Annotated in this window: 30 protein-coding genes and 4 pseudogenes; 24 read left to right on the top strand and 10 right to left on the bottom strand. The window is 64.6% G+C overall.

Annotated features, from left to right (window positions below; genetic code table 11):
• Positions 1–10 precede the first annotated feature (10 nt).
• The 6 genes and pseudogenes from ACX80M_RS18475 to ACX80M_RS18450 all read left to right on the top strand — a co-directional run bounded on the left by ACX80M_RS18475 (position 11) and on the right by ACX80M_RS18450 (position 5153).
• The gene (locus ACX80M_RS18475) at positions 11–100 is read left to right on the top strand and encodes a hypothetical protein (protein ID WP_374209957.1); all 90 of its coding nucleotides are present in this window, start codon (positions 11–13) and stop codon (positions 98–100) included.
• Positions 101–117: 17 nt separating this feature from the next.
• A pseudogene (locus ACX80M_RS18470) lies at positions 118–375 on the top strand (cation-translocating P-type ATPase); the annotation flags it as partial.
• A gap of 94 nt (positions 376–469) precedes the next feature.
• Positions 470–883 carry a cation transporting ATPase C-terminal domain-containing protein gene (locus ACX80M_RS18465; RefSeq protein WP_252603599.1) on the top strand — a complete coding sequence of 138 codons (414 nt, stop codon included), beginning with the start codon at positions 470–472 and terminating at the stop codon, positions 881–883.
• A gap of 214 nt (positions 884–1097) precedes the next feature.
• The gene (locus ACX80M_RS18460; protein WP_252615004.1) at positions 1098–4268 is read left to right on the top strand and encodes an HAD-IA family hydrolase; all 3171 of its coding nucleotides are present in this window, start codon (positions 1098–1100) and stop codon (positions 4266–4268) included.
• Positions 4269–4590: 322 nt separating this feature from the next.
• The gene (locus tag ACX80M_RS18455; protein WP_308216225.1) at positions 4591–4836 is read left to right on the top strand and encodes a hypothetical protein; all 246 of its coding nucleotides are present in this window, start codon (positions 4591–4593) and stop codon (positions 4834–4836) included.
• Between the two features lie 104 nt (positions 4837–4940).
• Positions 4941–5153, top strand: a complete 213-nt coding sequence (locus ACX80M_RS18450) for a hypothetical protein (RefSeq protein ID WP_252603605.1) — start codon at positions 4941–4943, stop codon at positions 5151–5153.
• 176 nt (positions 5154–5329) lie between these two features.
• On the opposite strand, the gene ACX80M_RS18445 is transcribed toward ACX80M_RS18450, so the two are convergent.
• Positions 5330–5587, bottom strand: a complete 258-nt coding sequence (locus tag ACX80M_RS18445; RefSeq protein ID WP_459310126.1) for a hypothetical protein — start codon at positions 5585–5587, stop codon at positions 5330–5332.
• On the opposite strand from ACX80M_RS18445, the gene ACX80M_RS18440 reads away from it, so the two are divergent.
• On the top strand, positions 5531–5713 hold the full coding sequence (locus ACX80M_RS18440; RefSeq protein ID WP_252603608.1) for a hypothetical protein: 183 nt from the start codon (positions 5531–5533) through the stop codon (positions 5711–5713). The two genes, ACX80M_RS18445 and ACX80M_RS18440, sit on opposite strands and share 57 nt — an antisense overlap.
• Before the next feature lie 115 nt (positions 5714–5828).
• Here ACX80M_RS18440 and ACX80M_RS18435 read toward each other — a convergent pair whose 3' ends face one another.
• On the bottom strand, positions 5829–6059 hold the full coding sequence (locus ACX80M_RS18435) for a universal stress protein (RefSeq protein WP_459310132.1): 231 nt from the start codon (positions 6057–6059) through the stop codon (positions 5829–5831).
• Between the two features lie 322 nt (positions 6060–6381).
• On the opposite strand from ACX80M_RS18435, the gene ACX80M_RS18430 reads away from it, so the two are divergent.
• Positions 6382–9186 carry a cation-translocating P-type ATPase gene (locus tag ACX80M_RS18430; RefSeq protein ID WP_252612002.1) on the top strand — a complete coding sequence of 935 codons (2805 nt, stop codon included), beginning with the start codon at positions 6382–6384 and terminating at the stop codon, positions 9184–9186.
• Positions 9187–9291: 105 nt separating this feature from the next.
• Here ACX80M_RS18430 and ACX80M_RS18425 read toward each other — a convergent pair.
• The 3 genes and pseudogenes from ACX80M_RS18425 to ACX80M_RS18415 all read right to left on the bottom strand — a co-directional run bounded on the left by ACX80M_RS18425 (position 9292) and on the right by ACX80M_RS18415 (position 11223).
• A pseudogene (locus ACX80M_RS18425) lies at positions 9292–10107 on the bottom strand (alcohol dehydrogenase catalytic domain-containing protein).
• 694 nt (positions 10108–10801) lie between these two features.
• Complete coding sequence (locus tag ACX80M_RS18420) at positions 10802–11050, bottom strand: hypothetical protein (protein ID WP_252603897.1); 249 nt, start codon at positions 11048–11050, stop codon at positions 10802–10804.
• A gap of 2 nt (positions 11051–11052) precedes the next feature.
• Positions 11053–11223 carry a hypothetical protein gene (locus ACX80M_RS18415; RefSeq protein ID WP_252603895.1) on the bottom strand — a complete coding sequence of 57 codons (171 nt, stop codon included), beginning with the start codon at positions 11221–11223 and terminating at the stop codon, positions 11053–11055.
• Positions 11224–11306: 83 nt separating this feature from the next.
• On the opposite strand from ACX80M_RS18415, the gene ACX80M_RS18410 reads away from it, so the two are divergent.
• Complete coding sequence (locus tag ACX80M_RS18410; protein ID WP_459310125.1) at positions 11307–11918, top strand: TetR/AcrR family transcriptional regulator; 612 nt, start codon at positions 11307–11309, stop codon at positions 11916–11918.
• A 185-nt stretch (positions 11919–12103) separates the two neighbouring features.
• Here ACX80M_RS18410 and ACX80M_RS18405 read toward each other — a convergent pair.
• From ACX80M_RS18405 to ACX80M_RS18390, 4 genes and pseudogenes are all read right to left on the bottom strand, one after another.
• Positions 12104–13565: pseudogene (locus ACX80M_RS18405) on the bottom strand (multicopper oxidase family protein).
• Complete coding sequence (locus tag ACX80M_RS18400) at positions 13566–13838, bottom strand: SHOCT domain-containing protein (RefSeq protein ID WP_252603889.1); 273 nt, start codon at positions 13836–13838, stop codon at positions 13566–13568. It lies immediately after the preceding pseudogene.
• 318 nt (positions 13839–14156) lie between these two features.
• Complete coding sequence (locus tag ACX80M_RS18395; protein ID WP_459310124.1) at positions 14157–14420, bottom strand: beta propeller repeat protein; 264 nt, start codon at positions 14418–14420, stop codon at positions 14157–14159.
• A 22-nt stretch (positions 14421–14442) separates the two neighbouring features.
• Positions 14443–14901, bottom strand: a complete 459-nt coding sequence (locus tag ACX80M_RS18390; protein ID WP_308293060.1) for a beta propeller repeat protein — start codon at positions 14899–14901, stop codon at positions 14443–14445.
• A 223-nt stretch (positions 14902–15124) separates the two neighbouring features.
• On the opposite strand from ACX80M_RS18390, the gene ACX80M_RS18385 reads away from it, so the two are divergent.
• Complete coding sequence (locus ACX80M_RS18385; RefSeq protein WP_459310123.1) at positions 15125–16393, top strand: IS110 family RNA-guided transposase; 1269 nt, start codon at positions 15125–15127, stop codon at positions 16391–16393.
• Between the two features lie 144 nt (positions 16394–16537).
• Here ACX80M_RS18385 and ACX80M_RS18380 read toward each other — a convergent pair whose 3' ends face one another.
• Complete coding sequence (locus ACX80M_RS18380) at positions 16538–16882, bottom strand: heavy-metal-associated domain-containing protein (protein WP_459310122.1); 345 nt, start codon at positions 16880–16882, stop codon at positions 16538–16540.
• Between the two features lie 221 nt (positions 16883–17103).
• On the opposite strand from ACX80M_RS18380, the gene ACX80M_RS18375 reads away from it, so the two are divergent.
• The 14 genes and pseudogenes from ACX80M_RS18375 to ACX80M_RS18310 all read left to right on the top strand — a co-directional run bounded on the left by ACX80M_RS18375 (position 17104) and on the right by ACX80M_RS18310 (position 26110).
• Positions 17104–17421, top strand: a complete 318-nt coding sequence (locus tag ACX80M_RS18375; RefSeq protein ID WP_252612008.1) for a DUF2933 domain-containing protein — start codon at positions 17104–17106, stop codon at positions 17419–17421.
• Positions 17411–18082 (top strand): methyltransferase family protein, encoded by a 672-nt coding sequence (locus tag ACX80M_RS18370; protein ID WP_252603803.1) that lies wholly within the window; start codon positions 17411–17413, stop codon positions 18080–18082. Before ACX80M_RS18375 ends, ACX80M_RS18370 begins: the two co-directional genes overlap by 11 nt.
• Positions 18083–18277: 195 nt before the next feature.
• Entirely contained in the window at positions 18278–18979 is a 702-nt protein-coding gene (locus ACX80M_RS18365; RefSeq protein ID WP_252603801.1) for an ABC transporter permease, read from the top strand.
• Positions 18976–19233: an FtsX-like permease family protein gene (locus tag ACX80M_RS18360; RefSeq protein WP_252603799.1), complete on the top strand. Its 258-nt coding sequence runs from the start codon at positions 18976–18978 to the stop codon at positions 19231–19233. Before ACX80M_RS18365 ends, ACX80M_RS18360 begins: the two co-directional genes overlap by 4 nt.
• Positions 19230–19730, top strand: coding sequence for an ABC transporter ATP-binding protein (locus ACX80M_RS18355; RefSeq protein ID WP_252603796.1), 501 nt, complete (start codon positions 19230–19232; stop codon positions 19728–19730). The genes ACX80M_RS18360 and ACX80M_RS18355 overlap by 4 nt, the downstream gene beginning before the upstream one ends.
• A gap of 322 nt (positions 19731–20052) precedes the next feature.
• On the top strand, positions 20053–20253 hold the full coding sequence (locus tag ACX80M_RS18350) for a hypothetical protein (RefSeq protein ID WP_252603793.1): 201 nt from the start codon (positions 20053–20055) through the stop codon (positions 20251–20253).
• A 231-nt stretch (positions 20254–20484) separates the two neighbouring features.
• The gene (locus ACX80M_RS18345; RefSeq protein WP_252603790.1) at positions 20485–20745 is read left to right on the top strand and encodes an SHOCT domain-containing protein; all 261 of its coding nucleotides are present in this window, start codon (positions 20485–20487) and stop codon (positions 20743–20745) included.
• A gap of 277 nt (positions 20746–21022) precedes the next feature.
• On the top strand, positions 21023–21169 hold the full coding sequence (locus tag ACX80M_RS18340; RefSeq protein ID WP_252603787.1) for a cation transporter: 147 nt from the start codon (positions 21023–21025) through the stop codon (positions 21167–21169).
• Positions 21170–21273: 104 nt separating this feature from the next.
• A pseudogene (locus ACX80M_RS18335) lies at positions 21274–22626 on the top strand (heavy metal translocating P-type ATPase); the annotation flags it as partial.
• Positions 22621–22953: a hypothetical protein gene (locus ACX80M_RS18330; RefSeq protein WP_252603814.1), complete on the top strand. Its 333-nt coding sequence runs from the start codon at positions 22621–22623 to the stop codon at positions 22951–22953. The pseudogene ACX80M_RS18335 and the gene ACX80M_RS18330, both read left to right, overlap by 6 nt.
• The gene (locus tag ACX80M_RS18325; protein WP_252603783.1) at positions 22842–23582 is read left to right on the top strand and encodes an HAD-IC family P-type ATPase; all 741 of its coding nucleotides are present in this window, start codon (positions 22842–22844) and stop codon (positions 23580–23582) included. The genes ACX80M_RS18330 and ACX80M_RS18325 overlap by 112 nt, the downstream gene beginning before the upstream one ends.
• 11 nt (positions 23583–23593) lie before the next feature.
• A complete protein-coding gene (locus tag ACX80M_RS18320) occupies positions 23594–24022 on the top strand; it encodes a hypothetical protein (RefSeq protein WP_252603780.1) in 429 nt (142 codons plus the stop codon).
• Positions 24023–24079: 57 nt separating this feature from the next.
• The gene (locus tag ACX80M_RS18315) at positions 24080–24832 is read left to right on the top strand and encodes a hypothetical protein (RefSeq protein WP_459310121.1); all 753 of its coding nucleotides are present in this window, start codon (positions 24080–24082) and stop codon (positions 24830–24832) included.
• Between the two features lie 339 nt (positions 24833–25171).
• On the top strand, positions 25172–26110 hold the full coding sequence (locus tag ACX80M_RS18310; protein WP_459310120.1) for a universal stress protein: 939 nt from the start codon (positions 25172–25174) through the stop codon (positions 26108–26110).
• The last annotated feature ends 448 nt before the right edge of the window (positions 26111–26558 follow it).

Below are 26558 nucleotides of genomic sequence, written 5' to 3'. Positions count from 1 at the left end.
TGTCGTTGCCATGACAGGAGACGGCGTCAATGACGCCCCGGCCCTGAAGTCCGCCGACATCGGCATTGCCATGGGCTGGGCATCACAGGAACCGAGGTGACCAAGGAAGCTTTGAAGATGATTCTCGGCGACGACAACTTCGCCACCATCGTCTCCGCGGTGCGCCAGGGCCGGGTCATCTTCGACAACATCGAAAAGTTCCTGCGCTATCTTCTCTCCTCCAATATGGGAGAAGTCTTCACGGTCTTCCTCGGCGTGGTCTTCGCCGGCACCATGGGTTTGGCAGGTGCAGGCGACGAGGCAGTGGCGCTGCCGCTGCTGGCCACCCAGATTCTGTGGATCAACCTCGTCACCGACTCCGGGCCCGCGCTGGCGATAGGAGTGGATCCGGAAATAGACGACGTGATGGCGCGTGCGCCGGGGAAAATGACCGACCGCAATCCTCGGGGGGCGGCTGTGGACCGGCATCGTGGCCGTCGGCTTGGTCATGGGCATCGTGACGCTGCTGACCATCGACATCTTCCTGCCCGGCGGTCTCGTCAACGGCAGCGACTCCCTGGACGTGGCCCGTACCGCCGGGTTCACCACCTTGGTCTTCGCGCAGCTGTTCAACGCCTTCAACTCACGTTCCGTCACAACCAGCGCGTTCCACCGGCTTTTCGTCAACAAGTGGCTGTGGGGCGCCGTCCTGCTCGCGGCTGTACTTCAGTTCGCCGTGGTGGAAGGCCCGCTGCTGCAACAGGCCTTCGGGACCGCGTCCCTGGACGCGGCCCACTGGGCGGTCTGCATGGGCATGGCATCCACCGTGTTGTGGTTCGACGAACTCCTGTTCAACCGGTCAGCCCGGCGGAACCACAGGTGGTTGACAAAAACTTGTCCGTGAAGATCCGGATACGGTCAATGCCAGTCAAGGATTCCGTGACTGCTGTGCCTGTCGGCGTTCGGGTGTTGGATGGTCATCCATTGATGAAGGGCATCATGCTTGCGTCTAGCGGAGGGCAGAATGGCCTCGGTTTCGTTGATCCTGACGTACCAAGGTGTGGTGACCGGATCCAATGCCACTGGCCGCTAGTTCTGATGGCTGGTAGGGATGAGTCATGACGGATTCACCTACGGCCGCTGCCGCTTTGTCGCCTTTTGACGTTGTGATCTTTGACCTGGATGGCGTCGTAACGGACACGGCCGCTGTGCATGAGGCAGCGTGGAGGGACCTCTTCAATGAGGTGTTGAAGGACCGCCGCGTCCCGCCAAGGGCACGGAGGGAGCCCTTCAGCAGCAGTGATTACCAGAGGTATGTGGATGGCAGGCCCCGGGAACACGGTGTGCAAGCCTTCCTGGGTTCCCGCGGCATTGAACTGCCTATGGGTGACGCCTTGGATCCTGCCGGCGGATGGTCGGTCCGTGGCCTGGCTGAGCGTAAGAACCAGCTGTTCAGGGAGCGGCTGGGACGTGAGGGTGTGGTGGCCTTCCCGGGAACGGTCGCACTGCTTGAAAGGCTGCGGTCGGGACGGGTTCCTGTGGCCCTTGCAACATCAAGCCGGAACGCGTCCGCTGTCCTGGCAGCCGCTGGCCTGTCCAATGCTTTCGACCTGGTCATGGATGGTGCCATTGCCGGCGAGTTGGGCCTTGCAGGAAAACCCGACCCGGCATTATTCCTTGAAGTCGTGCACCGGTTGGGGATCCCTCCTGCCCGCGCCGTGGTGATCGAAGATGCCGTCGCCGGCGTCGAAGCGGCACACCGAGGGGGATTCGGGCTCGTCGTTGGGATAGACAGGGTTTCTAGCAGGAGGGCGGAGCTGGAGGCGGCAGGTGCCGACGTTGTGTTGAACGACGTGAGCGAGCTGGATCTGGGACGTGTTCTCACTGACCCGTGGCGCCTTGTGTATGAAGGTTATGATCCGGCCCACGAAGGGCACCGGGAAGCTTTGACCACGCTTGGGAACGGGTACCTGGCCGTGCGTGGGGCTGCCCCGGAGGGCGGAATGAGCGAGGTCCGTTATCCGGGCACCTACCTCGCCGGTGTCTACAACAGGTTGGTGAGTACCGTGGAAGGCCAGGCCGCGGAAGACGAACACATGGTCAATATCCCCAACTGGCTGGTGCTGGACGTCCGGCTGGACGAGACGCACTGGTGGTCCCGGGGCGGGTTGAAGATCCGCCGTGAGCGGCGTGTGCTTGACCTGCTTCGGGCCACTCTGCGGCGGGAAGTCGTGCTGGAGGCAGATGACGGCCGGCGGCTGGAGGTGGTTCAGCGCCGGTTCGTATCGATGGCCCAGCCTCATCTGATGGCGCTGGAGACAGTCTTCACTGCCAGGGGCTGGAGCGCGTCCGTGAGAATCCGCAGCGGAGTGGATACCGGGGTGACCAACGAAAATGTGCCGGAGGACGCGCTTCTGTCCCACCATCATCTGGCCGTACTCGAGGTGTCCGGGCCAGCAGAACCGACCCCGGTGATAGAAGTTGAGACGAGCCAAAGCCATATCAGGATCGCAACAGCGCTGCAGACCCGGGTTTCCGGACAGGCAGGCAGCGGCGCGCCCGATGAAGAAGCGGGATTGTATTACCGCTCCTTCGACGTCCCGCTGACGGACGCCGTGCCGCTGATGGTGACCAAGATGGCAGCAATCGTGACTTCCCGCGACCGCGCGTTCTCCTCACCGGCATCCGGTGCGAGGTCGGTGCTCAGGGCCAGCGGGCAGGGCTTTGACGGCATGCTCTCCGAGCACGAGAACGCCTGGGGAAGATTGCTGCACTTGTTCGTCGTCACCATCGACGGGAGCCCCCAGGTGCAGCTGATCCTGAATCTCCATGTCTTCCACCTGCTGCAGACGCTGAGCCCGCACACGGCTGAACTGGATGCCGGTGTGCCCGCCCGCGGGCTGCACGGGGAGGGTTACCGCGGGCACATCTTCTGGGATGAGCTCTTCGTCCTGCCCCTTCTTACCTCACGGATGCCCTCCGTTGCCCGCTCCCTTATTGACTACCGCTGGCGCAGGCTGCCGGCGGCCCGGGAAGCGGCGGCCGCAGCGGGGTTCCGGGGGGCCTTGTTCCCGTGGCAGAGCGGCAGCGACGGCAGGGAAGAGACACCCCGTTGGCTTTTTAGCCGGCGGTCCGGCCGTTGGGTGCCGGACTATTCCCATCTTCAGCGGCATGCCGGCCTGGGCGTGGCCTTCAACGCATGGCAGTATTTCCTGGCCACGCAGGATCGGGGCTGGCTCTTGCATCATGGCGCCGAGCTGGTTGTGGAAGTGGCGCGGCTCGTAGCCTCCATGGCCGAATACGACGACGAAGAGGACCGCTTCCATCTTCGCGGAGTCATGGGCCCGGACGAATACCATACAGGCTACCCGGACAGCCCCGGCGGGGGATTGAATGACAACGCCTACACGAACGTGATGGCTGCATGGGTCTGCGAACAGGCCCACGAGATCATGACGATGCTTCACGGCCACGACCTGGAGGATCTACGGGGACGCCTGTCCATAGATCCGGCAGAGATGGAAGTTTGGCTGCGCGTCAGCCAACGGATGTTTGTACCGTTCTTCGGCGGAGGCATCATCAGCCAGTTCGACGGTTACGAACACTTGCAGGAACTCGACTGGGCGCACTACCGGAACAGATACAAAAACATTGAACGCCTCGACCTGATTCTGGAAGCCGAGGGCGACAGCACCAATCGGTACCGGCTGGCCAAACAGGCTGACGTGCTGATGCTCCTGTATGTCCTGGGCGAGAAGGAGCTGATGCTCTTCCTGGCCCAGCTGGGTTACACCGTCACCGCGGACCAGCTCGCGGCGACAGTGGACTACTACCTGGCACGCACGGCCCACGGCTCCACCCTAAGCCGCGTGGCCCACGCCTCGGTGCTGGCAGCCATGGACCCGGACCGGGCCTGGAGAACTTTCCGGGAAGCGCTCACCGCCGACCTTGACGACACGCAGGGAGGCACCACGCACACAGGTATCCACCTTGGCGCCATGGCAGGAACGATCGATGTGATCCAGCGCAGCTTCGCCGGTCTGAGGATCACCAGGGATGCCCTCCTTTTCGCCCCAAAAATGCCAAAAGAAATAAAGTCAGTTTCCTTCCGTGTCCGCTACCGGGACCAGTTGCTCGAAGTCAGCCTCGACCACGGCACCTTGACTGTTTCCGCAGCACCCGGAGACGCAGCCGCTGTCTGCGTACGTGTCGGTTCTGACGAGGTCCATTTGGGCGCGGGCGAGATGCGGAAGTTCGTGCTGCACGAAACGGGCACCGCGGCGGGCTGAACCCGTGGCGTTCCGGGGGTAAGCCTACCGCCCTGTAGGATCTGCGCGGTTCCTCGAACCGGTGCTGTTGGACGCTTCGATGAGCGGGCAGGAGCTACGCTGAATCATGAGCGAGCAAAAGCCACCTGGCATGCCCTGCACAAGTCATCCCTGACCAAGGGGGAGCGGGCGGCCGACTATTTGCACGGTATGGGCAGCTGGCCTTTCGTGGGCGGATTCATTCTCTTCATGATCCTATGGTCCGCCGTCAACAGCTTCGCGATGGCTGGCCGTGCCTGAGATCCTTACCCCTATATTCTGCTGAACCTGTTTCTGTCCATGCTTGCCGGTCTCCAGGGGCGCGATCCTCCTGATCGCCGCCAAACGCCAGGATGCCATTGCCTCGGCCATGGCCCAGCACGACTATGACACCGACATGGCAGCGAAAGCCGAAATTGAACGGCTGACGAAGATCAACGAGCAGCAGCTCGTTCCGGGGCCCGCCCGTACAGAAGGCTGGTCTGAATTTCCAGACCGGGGGCTTCGTCCTTCGCCAGGGGAGGCCCTCGTCAAGGGCAATTTCGCCTGACGGTGCCGTCACTGTTCCTGCTCGCGATCTGCCCGTTCTGGTTCTTCATGACTTTTTCGGTGGTGTACGGCGGAAATGCGCGGTCAAGTTGGGACGATGCAGGTATGAGCGCGAACACGGGACGTCGTCGGGACCGATCCGCCACTGACGACGAGGAAGAACCTGAGCAGAGGGCCCCTCTGGTCGATCACCGAAGGCCGCCCACGAACCAGATGCGCACAGTGGGCCAGCGCCGCCGGGATTCGGAAGAGAAGCTGGAGCACCACCAGCGCGAAGCCCGGAGCAAACCGAAGGACGAGACCGCAGCCGGACAATAACTGGACGCAACCCCGGAAGGCTGCGCGGCAGCACAGCGCGTTCTCCCTGCTAGAGCACGGCACTGCTTTTTACTACAAGAACGGAGTCCTCCCCGGCGGAACCGAGCGGGTGATCAGTGTCGGGCGCTGACTGCTACACAGGAGGACTTCACCGGCGACCGAGCGCACCAGGGCTTTCAGTCCTCCCTGGCCCCTGCAGCCGATGACCAGCAGCAGGGCGCCCGGCTGCCCTGAGGCGGCCTGCCGGTATCAAGAACGGGGTGCACGTTCAGATCGGGATGGTTCCTGGCCGCGCCGGCGACGGCTGCGGAGAGCACACCGCAGGCAACCGTGGGCTTCCCAGTCGGGCCCTCGGAGCCTGTGGCTGAGGGTGCGTCATGGCCCACGCAAGTGTGGACCAGCGTCAGGTCCTGGCGAAGCTGGTGCGCTTCCATGGCTGCCCGTTCCACCGCGATGGCCGAGTCGGTGGAACCGTCGGTGCCGACATGACACCGGTCCTCCCGTCTGGACCGTCCGGCGGGACCACGGCCACTGTGCAGTCGCTGAGGATGGCGGTCTGAAAACTGACCGATCCGAACCCCTCACCGTGCTTGTCCGGTCCTCTGTCCGTTCCCAGGACGATCATGCCCGCATCTTTGGAGAGGGCCCGAAAGGCCGGGACGGTCTCACCCGTCCTCAAGGTCGTGGTGACTGTGATCTCCGGATCCTGGTCCGATAGCCGACGAGCCTCCTCGGCCAGCAGCTCCGCCCGTGGTTCACGGCCTCCAGATACCGGCTTGCATGTTGGAAGAACCCAGAAGTCGGAACGACGCGCACCAGATTGAGGAGGACATGAAAATGGGCGGCCAGGGTGGCGGCCCATTCCGCGGCAGCGCTGCCCGCAGGAGAGTCGTCGACACCGACCACGATCTGGCTGTTCACGATTCCGTACCCTTCGGCGAACTTGCGGACGATAAGTCCAAAATCCCCGCCCTATCCGTCGCAGCCCAGAGGCGGAACATCCTCAGCATGGTTCCCAGGATTGGAATATTCCTGACCATGTCCTCAAGGTCGATGCTTCGGCACTGAACAGTGGCCGGGCCGCGGCTGTTTCGATGCAACTTCCAACATTCGTGGGTGCCGAGGTTTTAGGTCTGGTTGGGCAAAAGACTGCATCCTTTTTTGTCCTATACGCTGGGCCTCGCAGGATGTATGTCCCGCGGGCCGGTTCGTTGCGAGGAGTTTTCCCATGGTTTCCAGCGATTCCCGCACTTCACGAGCGAGTACCTCCCCAGCGTCCCGTTCCGCCGGGCAGTCGTGGCACACACTGTCGGCGGTCGACACCGCAGCGGCCCTCCGGACAGACCCTTCTGTTGGGCTGACCACAGCTGCAGCAGAATCACGGCAGCTGGAGCACGGGCCCAATGTGCTGACTGAGGCCAAAAAGAAACCTGCATGGAAAAAAGTACTGCGGCTCCTGGCGGAGAAGATGACTCTCCTGCTGGTCGTTGCCGCCGCAGTGAGCGCCACGGTCTCCCGGGAATGGGAAACGCCCGTCGTGATTCTGGCGGTCATCATCCTCAACACGGTTCTTAACTACGTTCAGGAGAGCCGGGCGGACAGCAGCCTGGAGGCGCTGCGGAAGATGACTGTGGACACGTCCCGGGTGCGCCGGGACGGGGGCGTGCAGGAAATTTCCAACTCCGAACTGGTGCCAGGAGACATTGTGCTGCTGGACGCCGGCGATTCGGTCCCTGCGGACGGCCGACTGATCGAGGCTGTGAGGCTGCAGGTTGCCGAAGCCGCGCTGACCGGTGAGTCCCAGCCCGTAGACAAGACCACCCAGATGCTGACCGACCCGGATCTTGTCCTGGCGGACCGGACGAACATGATTTTCACGAGCACCGACATCAGCCGTGGGCGCGCCGTCATGGTGGCAACGGCTACCGGAATGGACACCGAGATCGGCGGCATCGCCTCATTGCTCGGTAGCGCTGGAACCGAGAAAACCCCGCTGCAGCGGCGGATCGATCAGCTTGCCGGGACGCTGACGATCGTCGCCCTCGTTGTCGTCGCCATCGTCTTCATACTCGGATTGTCCCGGGGCCAGCCCTGGTCCGATCTGCTGATCACCGCAGTCTCCCTCGCAGTAGCCACCATCCCGGAGGGCCTGACCGCCGTCGTCGCTTTCACTCTGAGCATGGGCGCTTCTCGGCTCGCCCGGCGCGGAGCCATCATCAAGCAGCTATCCGCCGTCGAAACCCTCGGCAGCACCACCCACATAGCAACGGACAAGACCGGAACGCTGACGCTCAACGAAATGACCGTACGGCGGCTGCTCGTCGCCGGACGCAGCTTCCGGATCACCGGCAACGGCTATTCGACAGACGGCAAAATCCTGAGCAGAGATGGCGGCCCGCCTCCGGCGATGACGGACACCTTCCTGTCCATGGCGTTGTGCAACGATGCCTCGGTGAAGGACGGCGAACTCGTGGGAGATCCTACAGAAGGCGCACTCGTTGTACTCGCCGAGAAGGGCGGGATTGACGTCGAGGGTGCCCGAAAGGAGCACCCCCGTGTGGCTGAAATCCCGTTTGATTCGGACTACAAGTTCATGGCCACCTTCCACCGGCAGAACTTCACCGGCGGAGACACCGCTCCCGCCCGCTTCCGCTGCTTCGCTAAAGGAGCACCCGGCGTACTGATGGAACGTGCCGATTCCGTCCTGACCGACACGGGGATCCGCCTGCTGGACGACGCTGACCGCCAGCGGATCCATGAGGAGGTCCAGGCACTGGCAGGGGAAGGTCTTCGCACGCTGCTAATCGCCGGGCGCCGGCTCGATTCGAACCTGCCGCAGGACCCCGAGGAGCTCCGGCTCACGGCGGACCGGTTGACGGTCTACGCCGTGGTTGGAATTGTCGACCCGCCGCGCCCCGAGGCCGCCGCGGCAATCGCCACGGCACGGGAGGCCGGGATCGAGGTCCACATGATCACCGGAGATCACCTGGTCACGGCCTCGGCTATCGCCGCTGGCCTGGGCATCCGCGGCGAGGCGGCGGCCGGGACTGACCTGGACCGGCTCGATGACGCACAGCTCACCCGCCGCGTCGCGGGTTATGGCGTGCTTGCCCGGGTCGCCCCGGAACATAAGATCCGCGTCGTCAAGGCCCTGCAGGACGGCGGGAACGTCGTGGCCATGACGGGCGATGGCGTCAACGACGCCCCGGCACTGAAACAGGCAGACATCGGCATCGCAATGGGTATCACCGGAACCGATGTGTCCAAGGGCGCGGCCAGAATGATACTGACCGACGACAATTTCGCCACCATTGTCATCGCGGTAGAGATAGGCCGCGGGGTCTACGCGAACATCATCAAGTTCGTGAAATTCCAGCTGACAACGGCGTGGGGCTTCGTTCTGATCTTCCTCACCGCCGGTGTGCTCGGCTTGGCCGGTGGCGCGCCGTTCACCGCCTTGCAGATCCTCTGGGTGAACATCATCATGGATGGGCCTCCCGCGTTGGCGCTGGGTGTTGACCCGGCGGAGCCGGACATCATGAAGCAGAAACCGCGGCCCGTTGGCGAACCATTGCTGACCAGAGACCGTCTGCTGCGGATCCTCGGTCTCGGCACGGTCATGGCTGCCGGGACCATCGCCGTCCTTGTGCTGGCTCCCGCCCTGTTCCCGGAGAACACAGCGGACCCGGCCCTGCCAACCACCCTCGCGTTCACTACCTTCGTCTTTTACCAGGTATTCAACCTGCTCAACGTGCGCTCAGACTCAGCCTCTGTTTTCTCCAGACAGACCTTCACCAACCGCAGTATCTGGGTATCATTGATCGCCGTGATCGTGCTCCAGATTATGGTGGTGAACCTGGAAGTACTGCAGGGCCTATTCGACACCACGGCCATGAGCTCAGCCCAGTGGGGGCTGGCCCTCCTCGTGGGTTCCTCGGTTCTATGGGCAGAAGAAATCCGCAAGACGATTATCCGGCGGCGCAACCGCCGACAATCCTCGCCGACGCCGACAGGCCCCGGGCGGCGGTCCTGAAGCACCCTACCTGCCCGCGGTAACAGAGCACGCCGCGGCTCCAGCGTCCCTTCCTAGGCAGGGTGGGGGCCCGGGGTTTTGGTTGTGAACTTCTTCGGTGATGCTTCAGGCGTTGAGCATCACCTTGAGCGCCTTTGTTTCGGCGGCCCGTGAAAAGGTGTCGTATGCCTTTTCGATGTCATTGAGATCGAACGCGTGACTCACGAATTGGTCGACGGGCAACTTCTTTTGCGCGACGAGCTTGAGGAGCGTACCAGTCGTGTTGGTGTTCAGCAGGCCCGTGGTGATGGTGATGTTCGAGATCCAGAGTCTGTCCAGCGGCAGGTCCACACCCTTGCCGTGTACCCCGGCGTTGGCGACGGCGAGCCCGACGGTACCGGCGCCGATCACGGCGATGACATCACCGGGCTTGACAGCCCCGTACTGCACGCCGATTTCGCAGCCTGTGGGCAGGATATCGGACAGCAATGTTCCCGCTTGGGGGCTGACGCTGTCGGGGATTTTGTAAACGGAAGTCTCTTAGTACGGGACGCGCACGAATTCGGCCTGTGTCCCGTCGATGAGGTGCCCGAGGATCCAACCGATGCCTGGGGCGCCCTCTTCGCCCAGGCAGTGGGAGTAGACTCCCTGTCTGCAGTAGTCGAGATGCCCGCAGGCAGAGATGCACGAGATGATTACTCGGTCGCCGATCGTGAGGCCTGCAACTGCGGATCCGATTTCAGTGATCGTGCCGACGCCCTCGTGCCCGAGGATTCGACCGTACTCGACTGCTGGAACGTCGCCTTTGAGGATGTGCAGATCAGTGCCGCAAATGGTCGTAGTTTCGATCTTCACGATGATGTCGGTCGGCTTCTGAATCCTGGGATCGGGTACGTCTTCCCATGCCTTCTGGCCGGGACCGTGATAAACAAGCGCCTTCATCGTCATTCCTTCGATCGGCCAAGGCGCTCCCACCTGAGAGCTGCGTTCGGCGGTATTCCCCTGATCCAAGGCTCACACTACTGAACGAGATCATGAACTGCTCGTCCTGTCAGGGAAAGAATGGCCGCTCCTGGCAACGAGAGGCCGGCAGTCACGCCCCCGAGTGTTGCGATATTCGTCAGCCCAGCCAATCCTAGGTGCCCCGCCGGCCTCCAGGCAGTTGGGCCGCGACGCCCTCTGAGGCGCGATGCGGCTGCTGCGCTCGATTCATAGAATCCACCGGCTGCGCCACGTTCAGGTCCCGGGCCGGTGTGACCATCCAGACTGTGAAGTAATTGGGCGGGATCCGCAGGTCCATGCCGGAACAGGCCGGTGATTGTCGGGTGGAGTTGGCCACGGTCGATGAACTGGAAGCCTGGACAGAATGTCCCATCTCCGATGAGGACGCGGACGAGCTGCTGCATCACCGGTTCCGGATCATTCATCACCTCAGTAAGACTGCCACGCACCTGCTCGAGCGAGGGGAGAGCGAACTCCGTCCTGATTCCTTCCGAGGTCTCGTCGCTGATGGGTTGCCAGTTCAATCTCACCGCGGCCCAGTACCCGTCGGCGATGGACTTCCAGGAGCCACTGGCTGGAGAGCGGATCGCGGCGCAGCGTGAACGTTCGCAGCGCGAGTTCGAAGCCAGCCGTGTTATCTGCCCTCCCACTTGGTACCGAGACCCTGAATGATTCCCGAGAGCAGGGACGCAAGGCTCAGCGGGAAGATGACCATCCAGCCGATGAGGTTCATCCCGAGGTAGGCAGCGCGGACCAGCTGCGCGTCAGCGGATGTCAGCCCTGCAACGGCCATTACCAAGAATCCAGCGACAGCACTGAGCCAGCCCACGGACGAGATGATGTGGATGGTCAGCGCAGCCTTGCGGACTGCGGGGGGCAGCACCTTCAAGGTGTGTGGTTCATGGCCATTCCGCCGCTGAGGTGTGTGACCGCGAAGGTCACCACCAGTACAGCTGCGGCGATAAGGAATCCCTTCACCCACAAGGGTGTCTTGTGACGCGGGGTTTCTCCGCTGTCAGTGGGAGATGTGTCGGGGTTGGAGTCCAGGTTCGTCATGGCTCTCCTTCGATTGGCTTTGTAAGACAGTATGTATTGAAAGCGTCAGCCTGTCCATTGCGCGTCACGTTGTATGATTCGGCATGCCCAAGCTCTGGAACGCGACCATCGAGACCCACCGAGATGCTGTCCGGGGGGCCGTTTTGGACGCCGCCGCTCAGCTGGTGGCCGGCGAGGGCGTCGCCGGGGTGACGATGTCCGCGATCGCCCAGGCAGCAGGGATAGGCCGTGCCACCTTGTACAAGTATTTCCCGGACGTTGAGTCCATCCTGCTGGCCTGGCACGAGCGCCAGATCCAGGCCCACCTCACAGAGCTGATCCAGATCAGGGACCGGACTGTGGGGGTCCGGCAGCAGCTTGAAGCTGTGCTTCATGCCTATGCTTTCCTGTCGCACTCCGGCCACGGCGATGCCGAGGCAACAAGGCTGCACGGGGGCGGACACGCTGGTCTGGCCCGGCAACACCTCCAGGGTTTCCTTGCGGGACTGCTTCAAGAGGGCGCGGACGCGGGCGTGTTCCGCACTGATGTGGCCCAGGGGGAGCTGGCGGCCTTCTGCCTTCATGCCCTTGAAGCTGCAGCAGGACTGACCTCCCACGACGGCGTGCTCAGGCTGGTCAAAGTCACCCTTGACGCCTTGCAGCCTGCCCAGCCCTCGGGCGCCCCGAGAAGCGGACACCAATCCCACACGCCTTAGCCGGCGGCCAGAAAGACCCGCAGACCGCTTCGCAGTGGAGGCAGGCATCGGCGCAGATTCGGCAGGACGGGTGCATCCCGTGGTTGTGTCTCATAATTGCGGCGTCGGTAGGACGGATGAAAGCGGTCCCACCTAATCTGTGTTGCCCACAGGGGATACACCCACTCTTCCCAGCCCACGTTGTCTCACCGTACGTCGATGACGCCCATCATGCCGAGGTCTTCGTGGTCCAGGATGTGGCAGTGGTAGACGGAGCATCCGCGGAAGTCCTTGAAAGCCACCCTGATCTTTACCCGACCGTTTGCAGGTACGTTCACCACGTCCTGCCAGACGGCGGTATCCAATCCTTGGCCGTTTTCCTCGATGATCTGCATCGGCCAGACGTGCAGGTGGAACGGGTGGTCCATGGGACTGGTGTTGGTCAGTGTCCATTCCTCGACGCTTCCGGCCGCGACCGTAGTATCTGTTCTGGCCTCGTTGAATTCCCTGCCGTTGATGGTGAAACGCATCATGCCGGCGCCCCCGCCCATGCCCATGCCGGCTGCCAGGATCACCTGCCGGCGTGCCGAGACGGTAGATGACCTCAGGTCTCCCAGGCCCCGATAGGCGGGCACGGCCGTCAGGGGTGCGGCCGGTTCGCCTGACACGCGGAGAGTGGCCAGCGCGGCGCCGTCCGGCTGGTCTGCAGGGTTCCGTGCACTGTATCCCGGTCCCATCATGCCCGGCATGCTTCCCCGGTTCTGGTAGAACGCACGCAGCACGGAATCGCCGGTCGTCGTGGTCACGAGGAGGTCTGCCCGGTTTCCGGGCGTCAGCAGCAGTTCATCCACTGTCTCCGGTTTCGGGAAGCGGCCGAAGTCCATGCCGAGGAGTTGCAGCTGCTGTCCGTCGAGCCGCAGCCGGAGGTAGCGGGCCACGCACGCGTTGATGATGCGCCATCTCTCCCGTTGCCCGGGGCGGGCGCTGAATTGCGGGTCGCTCTGGCCGTTGACCAGAATCAGTTGACCCTCCCTGCCCATCATCCGTTCCATCGCCGGGACTGCAGCGACGTTCCCCGTACCGTCTATGGTGGTGTCGGAAACGACCAGCACCCGCTCCGCGCTCGTCTCGACGGGCTCCGGGTCCTCCACGATGATCGCTCCGAAGAGGCCGCCGAAGATCTGGTCGGCGACCATGCCGTGATGGTGGGGGTGGTACCAGTACGCGCCAGGGGGATGATCATCGGGAAGGTTGTATTCATAGTCGAAGCTGCTGCCGGGTTCCACTGAGACGAAGACATTATCCCCGTTGCCCTCGGGGGAAACATGGAGGCCGTGCACATGCAGGTTGGTGGCCTGGACCAGATTGTTGACGAGCTTGATCTTCAGGACGTCGCCGGCTCGTACGCGAAGTGTTGGGCCGGGGACGGACCCGTTATAACCAAAAGCGGTGGCCTGCCGTCCGGCAAGCAGGATCTGCCCTGGTGCAGCTTCGAGCCGGACCTGAAGCTGCCCGTCAGCGCTCCGCTCCTCCTGCGGCTGGGTCAGCTCACCTCCGCTGACCGGCCCGGAAGGGGAGGTCAGTGTCCAGATCAGCCCGGCCCCGCCGGCAACCGTCCCCGCCCAGTCCGCCCAGAAGAATCGCCTGGCGGCGGCTGATGGGCTGCAACTACCGGCCCTCGCCGAGAACCTTGAGCTGCTCGCGGTATTGGTCCGCGGTCAGCTCTCCTCTCGCAAAGCGTTCCTCGAGGATCTGGCGGGCCCTGCTCCCTCCCATGTGCGCCGGACCGGCGGTCCCATCCGGGCCATCCGGTCCGTAACGGCCGCGGATGCCTCCTCCGGCGACCCTCACCGCCAGCAGCACCAGGAGCGCGACCCCGATGAGCAGGAGAGGCACCCAGAGCCACATCCACCCCATGCCTTGTCCGTAACCCCACATCATGACCGGCGCCTTCCGCTTCCAAGAGTTGGTACTCCTATTCTCCCCGCGGCGCCGGCTGACAGGTAGAGTCCGAGGTCCCGGCCCGTAGGCCGGTTGTTCGACGCATCCGATGAGCATGGCGGTGATGCGGTGGGTCATCATGCAGCTCCTGTCACGGCGTGATTGGGCGGGCCGGCCTGCCCGGCCGTCATGCCCCCACCCTGGACCCGTGATACTCACGCCGTCAGCCACCTCCCTCCGGCCGGGACCGGGCCGGGTCTGCAAGCGAAGCATGCGCTTGGCCAGCACGATTAGAAGACCGGGAGGGAAGAACAGCGGTCAGGAGCCGTCGTCGGCGGGCAGGAACGTGAATCCGCCGTCGGCGGAGATGACAAGCCCACCGGCCGTGGCTGCCCAGATCGAGGGATTGACCTCGGGACCCTTCACCGTGGCCACAGCCTGGACTGCGTCCTGGATTCGGCCCTTTCGGGTCCAGGTCCCGCCGGCGTCCGCGGAGTAGTGGACTGTCCCGTCGGGTTCGACTCCGACGGCCTCGCCGGGGCTGGCGAAGGCGGCGAACTGGACCACCGGTCCGGAGTTCACCGTGTTCCAGGTTTTACCGCCGTCAGTCGAGCGGCGGATCCCTTGCGGGGTAGTGGCCAGGACAGTCGCCGGTCGGGCTTCCGGCGAGGGCGGCGGGGACGAAATCCGCGGCCACGGTGTTCCAGGTTTTCCCGTCCGGGCTGGTGCTCAGTGTACCGTCAAATCCGACGATTCCGGATTTGGTGGCGGTGAGTGCGTGGAAGTCGGATTCACCTTGCCGGGAGAGCTGTTCCCAGGTTTTCCCGGCGTCGGTGGACCTGATCAGCTCAAGCGGATTCGGGAGGTCGGAACCAGAGCCGGGGTGTCCGGAAGCGTAGAGGACGCCGTGGGCGGTGCCGCCGGTGAAGCCCATCAGGTCGTTGGTGGCGCCGATTTTGGCGGCGGGCTGTTTCGTGATGTCGAACAGGCCGTCGTGGGTGGCCAGGAGCACCTGGCCGGTTTTGCTGCTGACGCTCAGGCCGTGGATATGGGCGTCAGGCATGGGGCTGCCGGTACTGCTGGCCGGGGCGGGTCCCCGTTACCTTTTTAGTAGCCCGTAACGAGTAAGAATTGGGGTTGTTGGCCTGTCGGTCCCGGCATGATTAAGTCCCCCAGTCATCAATGATCCGGGGGGTGTTGTCACCGGGACTCGATAGGCGCCAGGGGATCGCTAATGGGGACCGGACCAGCGCAATGAAACACCGTGCAGGTCAGCCGTAACGTGGATGCCGAGCCTTGCCGCCGCAGGACATGCCAACACAGATTTGACGGACACAAATTCTGGGAGGTTTGCGTTGATCAAAGACCATGAACTCGTCGACATCTTCATCGGTGTTGATGTCGGCAAGAGCAATCACCACGCGGTCGCCATCGACCGCCAGGGCAAGAAGATCCTCGACCGGGCGCTGCCCCAGGACGAGGCAAAACTGCAAGCCATCATCCGCTCCGTCGCCGACAAGGGACGGGTCCTGTTGGTCGTCGACCAGCCCTCCGCCATCGGCGCCCTGCCCGTCGCTGTGGCCCAGGCGGAAGGCATCATGGTCGGCTACCTGCCGGGGCTCGCGGTGCGGCGCATCGCGGACCTGCACCCCGGCGAGGCCAAAACGGACGCCCGAGACGCGGCAATAATTGCCGAAGCCGCCCGGTCCCTGCCGCACACCCTACGCTCCATCGTGGTCGCCGACGAGCAGGCCGCGGAGCTGTCGATGCTATGCGGTTTTGATGACGATCTAGCCAAACAGGCCACGGCCACCTCAAGCCGGATCCGCGGGCTCCTGACCCAAGTCCACCCCGCCCTGGAACGAGTCATTGGCAAGCACCTGGACCACCCGGCCATGGCCGAACTGCTGATCAAATACCCCACGCCCGCGACGCTGCGCAAGGCCGGCCAAAACCGGGTCTCCACGCTCCTGTCCCGCCATGCTCCGCGGGCCGGGAAAGGCTGGGCGGCGGACGTCTTCACCGCCTTGAATGAGCAGAGCGTCATGGTCGCCGGCACTGGCGCGGCAGGCATCGTCCTGCCCCAGCTGGCGGCGATGCTCAAACAGCTGCGCACCGCCCGGGAGGAGATCCTCACCCAGGTCGAAGCGCTTGTGGAGGCCCACCCTCTTCACACCGTCCTGACCTCCATGCCGGCGGTCGGAGTCAGGACGGAAGCGCGCATCCTCACCGAGGTTGCGGGCAAGGAATTCAAGACCGCCGGACACCTCGCCTCCTACGCCGGACTGGCCCCCGTGACCTGGCGGTCGGGAACCTCGATCCGCGGCGACCACCCGTCCAAGAAGGGCAACAAGAGCCTCAAACGGGCCTTCTTCCTCTCCTCATTCGCGGCGTTGAAGGACCCGCTGTCACGGGCGTACTACGACCGGAAGCGCGCCGAGGGCAAACGGCACAACCAGGCCCTCATCGCCCTCGCCCGGCGCCGCTGCGACGTCCTCTTCGCGATGCTCCGCGACGGCACGCTCTACGACGCGCCGAGCCCCACGACAGCCTGAGAGGCCAGAGGCCATCAGCCGGCGGACAAACCCCGCCGGCCGTTGGTTGCTGCCCAAAAACGATCCGCCACCATTTCGAAGGAAACCCCGGCCCAATGCTTGACAAAAAACATAGGGACACGTTATCGCTGGATGGTGGTGAGGCTACTTCGCGCCGGCCAGGGCATAGCCGGAGGACCGGATTGCCTTAGCCAGGGCATCCGGGGCGGCAGTGCCAGTGACAATCAGCCGGGACGTGCCGCCCGGGACGAGATCGACGGTTGCGGTCTGGACCCCTGATACGCCGGACACAGCCTTCTCAACGGTCTGGACACAGTGTTCGCAGGTCAGCCCTTCCAAAGCGTACTGCGCGCCGGAAGCCTGGACCTCCGGCTTGACTGTCGCCGAAGCCCCGGCCTGGGTGTCCGCGGCGGGGGAGCAGCAGCTGCAGCCGTGCTGTGCAGCGGAGGCAAGGGGGAGCGGGGTCCGTGATTCGGTGGGTCCACACATGTCAGTTTTCCTTCGGAGCAGGGATGCAAAGGGTTCGTTGGGGATGAACGGCTGTAACGGCCGGGGCCTGGACAAACCACGTCACTGACAACACCCATAGGATACCCCATAGGGGTATATTTCGCAACGATTCCGCAGCAGGGGGCCGAACCGTCCGCCTCAGGTGGGCTGCGGGCCGTTAGGCCCTTGCCGGCGGGTCCCGGCGGGTCAACACTCAAGGTATGAGCAGTGTTCCTGATCCTCGTCTACCTGAAGCGCCGCGCCCGTTTCCGTCCCGGGGCCCGTTCGGGCCGTGGACGCAGGGCCTGCTCACCGTTCTCATCGCCGCAGCGGCGATATACCTCATCACCAACCACTGGCTCCATGTCCTGGACGGGCTGCCCTATCTGGGTGTGGTGCTTGTGATGAGCTTATGTATGTTCGGGCATGGAGGCCACGGCGGACACGGTAGCTCCACCCATCAGGGGCATGGGGGACAGGAGGGCCCGGGTGGGCCTGCCCGCCCCCGGCCCGGGGGAGGTGCCGGCAATGTCCACTGATTACGGGTATGACCTGTGGTGGCTAGTGATCATCAATTCGGCCGTGTTCATTATTTTCGCGTTCAGTTTCGTCCGGCCCAGGACGCAACTGGACTGGCGGGCGCTGGGCGGTTTTTCGGCGTTCATCGTGGCGCTGTTCACTGAGATGTATGGTTTCCCGCTGACGATCTACCTGCTCTCGGGATGGCTGGGGAACCGGATACCGGGCGTGGACCTCCTGAACCACAACTCGGGTCATTTGTGGCAGGACCTTATCGGCTGGCAAGGGGACCCGCACCTGAGCCCGCTGCACCTTCTGAGCAACGTGCTGATCGCGGCAGGGTTCATCCTGCTTTACCGGTCCTGGCAGATCCTTTTCGCGGCACAGCGGACCCAGCGTCTGGCGGTCACGGGACCCTATGGCAGGGTGCGGCATCCGCAGTACGTGGGGTTCCTGACCATCATGGCCGGATTCCTGCTGCAGTGGCCTACGCTGCTGACCCTGCTGATGTTCCCGGTCCTGGTCATCGTCTATCTGCGCCTGGCCCGGAAGGAGGAACGCCTGATGGACGCCGAGTTCGGTGAAGCCTACGCCGCCTACCGCCGGCAGGTTCCCGGATTCGTCCCCCGCTTCGGACGCCGCCCCGCGGGCGCCGGTCAGAAGCTGCAGAAGGGCCCGTGATGTACCGGCAGCCGGGCGCGGACGGGGAGGCCGGGTTACCGCCATGCTGTTCCTGGCGGTAAAGAACCTGGTCCAGGAAAAGACCCTCCTGCTGATCAGCGTCGGCGGGGTCGCGTTCAGCGTGCTGCTGATCATGAGCATCCAAGGCCTGTATCAGGGGGCTGGAGCAACAAGATCGGTGAATACATCCGCACCGTGCCGGCGGATTACTGGATCACCCAGACAGGCGCGACGGACATGTTCCACACCCCCGCGGTACTGCCCCTGACCGTTCGGGACTTCCTGACCGGCGTTCCGGGGGTCGCCAGCCCCAAGCCCTTCAGCGGCCGCCGCGTCGCGTTCACGCACAACGGCAAGGACATCAACCTCTACGTCATTGACGACGACACGGAGAACAACGTCGGAGCCCCCGCGCGGGTGGTCGAAGGCAAAGCCATCCCCGACAAGGGCGAGATCATCATCGACCGGGTCGTCGCACGCAGCGAGAACATCAGGATCGGGGACATCATCCCCGTCGCCGGGAGGACGCTGAAAGTCGCCGGCTATTCCGAGGGCGGATACATCCTCAGCTTCTCCTTCGCGTTCGCCACCAAGGAAGACGCCGAAGGCATCCTCCAGCTGCCCGGCGCCACGAACTTCTTCCACGTCACGGTCAAGGACGGCACCGCCGCAGGCGAGGTCGCATCCCGGATCGAAGCGGACCCTGCTGTGGATGCCATCACCCAGGACAGGTTCGTGGAAAACAACACGAACATCGTCCGGGACACCTTCCTGCCCATCATCCTGGTCCTGCTGTTCATCGGGATCGCCGTGGGCATGACGGTCATCGACCTGACCATCTTCACCTCCACCATCGAAAAAGCCCGCGAATACGGCGTCCTGAAGGCCATCGGGTGAGCAACCGCCAGCTCTACACCGTCGTGGTGGAGCAGGCGATCACCGCAGCCGTGCTCGGTTACCTCGTCGGGGCGGCCCTGGCCCTTGCCGTCAGCGCCGCCGCGGGAAACTACGTTCCGGAATTCATCACCGAAATCCGCTGGTTCGATGCGGCCTGGATTTTCGCCGTCACCCTGGCCATGGCCGTGGTGTCCTCGCTGCTGCCGGTCCGCCGGTTGGCCCGCATCGACCTGGCGGAAGTGTTCCGCGCATGAGCGTCGTCTCCGTCGAGGACGTGTCCAAGACCTTCGGCGCCGGGCACACCGCCGTGACCGCCGTGGACCCCGTATCCCTCAGCGTGGACGCCGGGGACATTGTCCTCGTGATGGGACCGTCGGGATCGGGAAAAACAACCCTGCTGTCCATGATCGGCACCCTCATGTCCCCCACGACGGGCAGGATCCTCATCTCTGGGCAGGACACCTCCACCCTTGAACCGGCACAACTGTCCAGGCTGCGGCTGCGCGAATTCGGCTTCGTGTTCCAGACCTTTAACTTGCTTTCGGCACTGACCGCGGAGGAAAACGTCATGATGCCCCTGCTCACGGCCCGAGTGCCCCGGAAAGAGGCCCGGGCTAAAGCCCGGACGTCACTGGAGCAACTTCAGCTCGGGCACCGGCTGCGGAACCTGCCCCGGGACCTTTCCGGCGGGGAAAACAACGCGTCGCCATCGCGCAGACCGGAAAAATCCACGAATTCCCCGTCGTCCTGATCGGAACCGAGCACTGGTCCGGGCTCATGGATTCATCGCCCCGGACGACATCCATCTGCTGCGCTGCACCGATGACATCGACGAAGCGGTCGAGCTGATCCAGCACTGCCACCTGCGCCAGCTCGCGCTCTGATCCGGAGGGCGGACGATGAGCGGCCCGGGCGGCGTACAGGTGCGGGGAGCCCGCGGACCGGGACTATGCTCCGGATCGTGGCGGGTGGGGCTTGTGTTTTCCGGCCATCAGGCTTGGCCTCCAGGATGCACCGGTCCTGTGGTTCGCGGCCCTGAGGGCACTGATCGCGGCTGCGGCGCTGTTGCTGACATGGAACTCGTCGCTGCCAGCGCCTGGCATTTCCTGATCGGCGGGGCGCTGCTGGCCGGGATGGCCGCCATCCGGGGGCCGACGCTGGCGATCAACCGGACCGGGCAGTTCCTGACGGTCCCGCTGTTCCTGTCGCTGGCGGGAACGGCGGCGTTCCTGGCCTGGTTCAGGGAAGCCACGCGCCCCGCCTGGATCTCCTGACTGCCTGGACCTGCTCGTGCCCGTCATCGGCGTCGGGGTCTCGCTGTTCCTTCCCGGGGAACGGCCGCCGCCTGGGGCAGCGGCCGTCATCGTCCTGGCCCTGGCTTGTGCTCCGCGGATCCCGCCGGACCGGCGAGGGCAAGAGGACTAAAGACTCTGACGCGGGAAGCCGATCGGGACGAGAGTGAACCCCAGGGCACCGGTGGGCCCGGGTGCAGGGAGGAAGCAGAGATGATGTATTGGGACGGGAACATGGGCGTCTGGGGGTACATCCTGATGGGCGTGAGCTTTGTGCTGTTCTGGGGCGCCGTCATCACCGCCATCATCCTCTTCGCCCGCTCCATGGGAGCGGGCAGCCGCAGGTACGAGGAAAGCGGACAAGGTGCGGGCGTCGCGGAGAATCTGCTCGCGGAACGGTTTGCCCGCGGTGAAATCGACGAGAGCGAGTACACCGCCCGGCTCACTGCGCTGCGCCGCGGCCGCGGAGCATGAGCGGCCCCATATCCGCCAGATCCGGCCGGAACCTTTGACTGCCCGATGGGTATACGTTGGGTGTAACCGGAAACGACGTCCCGGGCGAAAGCCCTTACGCAGTGAAGGTCCGATGACCGGGTGGCGAAACCGCTGTCCTCCCTGGATACGCCTGCGGAAGGACGCAGCATGGGCTGCCCACACCGAACCGCCTCACCCGCCTGCCACAGCCAGGATCCGCACTGTCTTTCGGCCGGGCGGTTCGTCCTGCGGGAGCAGGATTGACGGAGGAGACGCAATGACATCGAAGCTGCAACGCACCGTCGTGGAGGTCCGAGGCCTGCACTGGGCCACCTCCAAGGCGGTGGTGGAACGCGTGCTGCGTGCGCGGCCCGGTGTCGCCGCCGTCGACGCGAACGCGGTCGCCCAGACCGCGCGACCGTGAGCTTTGACCCGTCCGTGACCACGGTGGAGCAGATCTCCGGCTGGATACGGGACTGCGGATACCACTGCCGGGGCGAATCGGTCCCAGACCACGTCTGCTACCCGATGGACGAAACCGCGCGCACTGCCGGGACGAAACATGGCACAGCCACAAAGACCGGCGCCGGCCACCCGCTGTCCGCACACGTCCACCCCGCCGGGACTGTACATCCGACGGAGCATGAACACCAGGCCATGCACCCGGGTCACGCACCCGAAGCGGCGGAACAGCACACCGGGCATGCTCATCCGTCAGCGGACAGCCATGCCGGCCACGGCGCGGTCCAGCACGCTGAGATGGCCCGGACACCGCAAGACATGATGGGCCACGGCGGACACGACGGTGGAATGTCCATGGATGACATGGTCAGGGACATGCGAAACAGGTTCCTGGTCGCCGCGGTCCTGTCCATCGGCGTGACCCTGTGGTCTCCGATGGGCCGGGACATGTTCGGTTTCACCGCCCCGACGCCGTTCGGGCTCCGTGACGACGTCATGGCCCTGATCCTGTCCCTGCCGGTCATCTTCTACTCCGCGTGGATTTTCTTCGACGGCGCCTACCGGGCGTTGAAGGCCCGCACGCTGGACATGATGGTCCTGGTCGCGATCGCCGTGGGCACCGGCTGGCTTTACAGCGTCTGGGTCACCTTCACCGGCGGCGGCGAGGTGTTCTACGAAGCGGCCACCGTCCTTGCCTCCTTCGTACTGCTGGGCCACTGGTTCGAAATGCGCGCACGGGGCGGGGCGAACGAGGCCATCCGCACGCTGCTCGAGCTTGCCCCGCCGGCCGCAGTCGTCATCCGCGACGGCGAAACTGTCGAGATCCTCACCTCCGAAGTCCAGACCGGGGACCTGCTGCTGATCCGGCCAGGGTCCAAAATCCCCGTTGACGGGGAAATCGAGGACGGCCAGTCGGAGGTCGATGAGTCGATGGTCACGGGGGAAAGTCTTCCGGTGACCAAGACCATCGGCTCGTAAGTGATCGGCGCGTCCATCAACACCACCGGCACGATGCGGGTCCGGGCCACCAGGGTCGGGGCCGACACCGCGCTGGCGCAGATCGTGGCGCTCGTCCAGGAAGCCCAGAACTCCAAGGCACCGGGCCAGCGGCTGGCCGACAGGGCCGCGTTCTGGCTGGTCCTGGTCGCCCTGATCGGTGGGACCGTCACTTTCGTAGCCTGGCTCGCCCTCGGGGCGGGAGTTCAGGCGGCTCTGCTGTTCGCCATCACCGTTGTCGTGATCACGTGCCCTGACGCGTTGGGCCTTGCCACACCGACGGCCATCATGGTTGGCACCGGGCTCGGCGCCAAACGCGGCGTCCTGTTCAAGAACGCCACCGCCCTGGAAGTCTCCGCCCGGATCGATACCGTCGTGATGGACAAGACCGGCACCCTGACCAAAGGCGAACCGGAAGTGACCGACGTCGTTGTCGAAGGAATCAGCGAAAGCGAACTCCTGGCCCTGGTCGCCGCCGTCGAGCAGGAATCCGAACACCCCCTCGCCGCGGCCGTGGTCCGCCACGCGCAGGAGCGCGGCGCACCCGTCCTTGCGGCTTCGGATTTCCTCAACGTTCCCGGTCACGGGGCCGGCGCTACCGTGGACGGGCACCGGGTGCTGGTGGCAACCGCAGACTTATGGCCAACGAAGGAATCGATCTGGGCCCGCTGGCCGCGGTGCGCGATGAACTTGCCGACACCGGACGGACCGCAGTGCTCGTCGCCGTCGACGGCAAGGCCGCGGCGGTGATCGCTTTGGCGGATGCCGCGAGGGAAACCGCGGCCGCGGCAGTCGCGGCCCTGCACGAGGCCGGGATCGAGGTCGTCATGCTCACCGGGGACAACGAAGCCACCGCCAAGAGGATCGCCGGGCAGCTGGGCATCGACACGGTCATTGCCGAAGTGCTCCCCGGAGACAAATCAGTGAAGATCGCGGAGTTGCAGCGGCGGGGGAGGGTCGCCATGGTCGGCGACGGGGTCAACGACGCCCCGGCCCTGGCGCAGGCGGACCTTGGCATCGCGATCGGTGCCGGCACGGATGTGGCTATCGAAACGGCCGACGTCGTGCTCATGCGCTCGGATCCGCTGGACGTGCCGATTGCCCTGCGGATCGGCAAGGGCACCCTGCGGAAAATGCGGCAGAACCTGGGCTGGGCCCTGGGGTACAACGCGATAGCGCTGCCGATCGCGGCAGGGGTCTTCGCGTTCGCGGGGATCGTCCTCAGTCCGGAGATCGCGGCCTTGTCGATGTCCGGTTCCAGCTTCCTGGTCGCCGTCAACGCACTGCTGCTCAAGAGGCTGCGGCTGCCTCGGCCGGAGACGCCGGAGGCCAGCACCGCGCGTGCTGCCCGGCCGCTGGCCCCGGCCGGGAACCGCTAGGCAACCCGGTCATGGACATCCGCCTGATCGCCCGTGTGTTGTTCCTGCGGGCCGCGTGGCGGAGAAGGGACCACTGGGACGCCGCCCGGATCACCGCCCACCAGGAACACGCCCTGCAGGAATTGCGCCGCGCAACCTACGCCGGATCGGAGTTCTACCGGCGTCATCACGCCGGGCTGCACGACGCTCCTCTGGAGCAGCTGCCGTCCGTGACGAAAGCGGACCTGATGGAGAACTTCGACGAGGCCGTCACCACACCGGACCTGAGGCTGGCGGACCTGGAAAACCACCTGCGGAGCCTGACGCAGAGCGGTGGAGACCCGGGCCTGCCATGGAAGGGCCGATGGTGGGCTGCCGCCACGGCCGGAACCACCGGCCGGCGCGGAACCTTCATCTGGAACCGCACCGAATGGGCGACCGTCCTGGCCTCCTACGCCTGAGCGAACGACTGGGCCGGGATCTCAGCCGGGCTGACCCGGCCACTAAAAATGGCGCTGGTGAGCTCCCGGGTGCCCACACACCAGTCCGCCGTCGTCGGAGCATCGCTGCGCTCTAAGCTCGTACCCACCCTCCGCCTGGACGTCACCGCTCCCATAGAGGAGACGGTCGCCGCGCTGAACCAGTTCCAGCCCAGGGTCCTCGTCGGCTACGCCTCAGCACTCAAACCCCTGGCCGCAGAGCAGCGTGCGGGCCGCTTGCGCATCTCGCCGCAGGGCGTGATGTCCGCCTCCGAAGTGCTCAGCCCGCCGACCGCCTTGGAACTGGAGGCGGCATGGGGAAGTGGACCCTTCGATGTTTACGCCGCCACCGAAACTGCCGGGATCGCCTCCCCCTGCAACTACCGGAACCGGCATGTCTACGAAGACCTGCTGATCATCGAACCCGTAGACCAGGCCGGCAACCCCGTGCCGGCCGGGACCACCGGGGCAAAGCTTCTCGTCACGGTCCTGTTCTCGCGAACCCTGCCGCTGATCCGCTACGAAATGTCCGACACCGTCAGACTGGGCGGACGAGGCTGCCCCTGCGGGCGCCCGTTCACCCTTCTCGAGGACATCGAAGGCAGGATCGAAGACGTCCTGCAACTGCCAGGGAAGGAAGGCGAGGTCAGCGTCCACCCATTCGTGTTCCACCATGCGCTGGACCAAGCCGCCCTTGCCGGCTGGCAGGTCATCCAGGAGCACTCCGGACTGCGGGTCCTCCTGGCGGGCCTCGCCCCGGAGCCTCCACCGAGGGAGTCCGCGCCGCAGTAGCCGGCGCGCTCACCACAGCCGGGGTCAGTCCCCTCCGAGTCGACGTGCAGCTGGTGGAACGTCTTCAACGGACAGTCCTGGGGAAAACACCGTTTGTGCGGAGGCTTGCCCCACCGAATTAGGAGCTCTTCCGGTCCGAGGCGGCGTCCGAAATCCTGCTGGGCAGCTAGGACGGTTTTCGGCGGTTCAGTTGCGTCATCAGTGCACGGTTTACGACGTGTGATTTTGGAGGTCAGCGTTGATGCCGTGATTCTCTGATGGGTGGTGGGGGCTTAAGACACTAGCCGTTCCGCGCCTCAGCGAGACACTGGGTGAGTGGCGTGATGAAAGGGGTAAGACTTGAAGGCGCATGAGGTCCTGGCGGGGGTTGATGGCTCCAGCACAGGCGGAGGGGCTGCGGACTGGGCTGCGCAGAGGGCGGACCGGCTAGGCCTCCGGCTGCATTTGGTGCGGGTGGTGCCCGAATCCTCGTACTACAGGGTGCCGGCGCAGTACGTGGAGGCCGTGGCCGAGGCGCAGGTGCTGCTGGGCCTTGCGCGTGACCGGCTGGCCGCGCGGCATCCGACGCTGCAAATCCTCACCAGCTGGCAGCCGGGCGAGCCGGCACCGATGCTGAGCCTGTTGTCCGTTGGCGCCGAGATTGTGGTTCTCGGTTCGGACCGTTCCGCAGACGGGCGAGGGGAGGGATTCGGGTCGGTAAGCTTTCAGGCAGTAGTCCTCTGCCGGAGTCCCGTCGCAGTCATTCCCGCGCCAGCGGCGACGAACCATATCGGAGTGGTGGTCGGCGTCGACGGATCGGCTGACTCCGAAATTGCCCTTAAGATGGCGGCGGAGGAGGCGAGCCGGACCGGAGAGGGACTGACAGTGCTGCATGCGGTGTCGAAAACGCTGCCTCCAGCCAACGCAGGAGGCAGGACGGGAATAGGTCACAGCCGTGAGCCTGATCCCCGGGCACTTATCTCAGAAGCAGCCGGCCGCATCCGGGAGCTCTTTCCGGGACTCCGTGTCCGCGAAGCGCTGGAATCGGATGACTCGCCTGCCGATGTGCTCATGCGAGACGCAGCACAGGCCAGCTTATTGGTGATTGGCTGCCGGGGACGGGGCGGACTTCGGAAACCCATCGGGTCCATAGCCGAAAAGGTCCTCATGCGGTTGCCTTGTCCCACAATCATCACGCGGTCTGCATCTGAACCGGCCCCCGTCCCCAGCCCGCAGCTGCAGCTTCCAGGCGTGACCTTTGGCCCTACTGACAGGCCCACCATGTTTCCCCGTGCATAGAGGTCCGGATAGTTGGCGAGCTCTTTGGCGACCAGCCCGATGTGTCCCTTAGGGCGCGCGAACGCCGGAACCATGGCCTCGCCGACGACGGCGAGCAAACCGGCGTCGGCGGGGATCAGCCCGGCCGCCGCACGGACTGCCCCTAGGGTTCCCCCGCCGGGGTTAGCGCCGCCAGGTAGGCACCCCACCCGGCTGAGGCGCGTTCGGCCTCGTTTGGCTGAAGCGACTCTGCCCGTAGTCGTCCAGCGGCACAGCACAGCCGCAGCAGGCGACTGTAGGGAGTCTTCCGGCCCTGTTTGGCGCGGCTGATGACCGGAAGACTCGAGCTACGAGATGGAGCTTTCTTCTATTAGGCAGGAGGGCCGTCCCGAGTGTTCAGGAGGTCATGGCATGGAAAGTGATGAACGTCCGGCAACAGTTTTATCCGATGAACAAGCATGGAACGTGC

The sequence above is a fragment of the Pseudarthrobacter sp. MDT1-22 genome (assembly GCF_054511035.1).
Note: the sequence above shows the minus strand (reverse complement) of the source record. Positions and strands in the feature narration are given on the sequence as shown.